Origin of the sequence: Weizmannia acidilactici (assembly GCF_008974225.1) — a bacterium.
Taxonomy (GTDB): Bacteria; Bacillota; Bacilli; order Bacillales; family Bacillaceae_C; genus Weizmannia; species Weizmannia acidilactici.
The window spans coordinates 1-1,042 of the sequence record NZ_BKZR01000105.1 but is presented as its reverse complement, the minus strand read 5'-3'; the positions used below and the strand labels follow the sequence as shown (position 1 = coordinate 1,042).

1 protein-coding gene is annotated in these 1,042 nt (G+C 47.7%); it reads left to right on the top strand.

The window, feature by feature from the left end:
• Positions 1-66 precede the first annotated feature (66 nt).
• Positions 67-1,042: dTDP-glucose 4,6-dehydratase (gene rfbB, locus GBH70_RS16415; RefSeq protein WP_151682015.1), on the top strand; the 976-nt coding region annotated here is incomplete at its 3' end.

Here is a 1,042-nt window from a genome sequence, read left to right as displayed (position 1 = left end):
TTTGAACCGTTACGGCTGTGGAAAGAAGCACTGGCGCATTATATCAAAGAACTTGGGGTGTAACGAATGTCAAAGAAAAAAGTATTGGTGACAGGCGGAGCCGGTTTTATCGGCGGCAATTTTGTCCAGTATATGGTCAACAAATACCCGGAGTACGACATTTACAACCTGGACTTGTTGACCTATGCCGGTGATCTGACAAAGCATCAGTCGATTGAGAACAAAGACAATTACCATTTTATCAAAGCGGATATCGCGGACTGGAAAACGATCCTCCCGCTTTTTGAAAAAGAAAAATTTGACTATGTGGTGCATTTTGCGGCGGAAAGCCATGTCGACCGCTCGATTACCGATCCGGAAATTTTTGTCCGGACGAATGTGCTCGGGACGCAGGTATTATTGGATGCGGCAAAACAGATCGGCGTAGAGAAATTTTTGCATATATCAACGGATGAAGTGTACGGGGAACTGGACTTTGATCCGAATACGTTTTTCACTGAAGAAACACCGCTTCAGCCGAACAGCCCGTACAGTGCCAGCAAGGCGTCCTCGGATTTACTGGTCCGGGCTTATCACAAAACGTATGGACTGCCGGTCAATATCACCCGTTGTTCGAATAACTACGGGCCGTATCATTTTCCGGAAAAACTCATTCCGCTTACGATCTCCCGCGTCCTGAACGACCAAAAAGTACCGGTATACGGAAACGGCGGCAACATCCGCGACTGGCTGCATGTCCATGACCACTGTGCGGCGATTGATTTGGTGCTGCATCGAGGCGCGGTCGGTGAAGTTTACAATGTCGGCGGCCATAATGAACGCACCAATCTGGAAGTCGTCAAGACGATCATCAAAATGTTGGGGAAATCAGAAGATCTCATTGAATTTGTTAAAGACCGGCCGGGGCATGACAAACGGTATGCGATCGATCCAACGAAACTGGAAAAACTTGGATGGAAACCGACTTATACATTTGAAACTGGCATCGCTCAGACGATCCAGTGGTACTTGGATAACAAGGAGTGGTGGGAGCGGATCATCA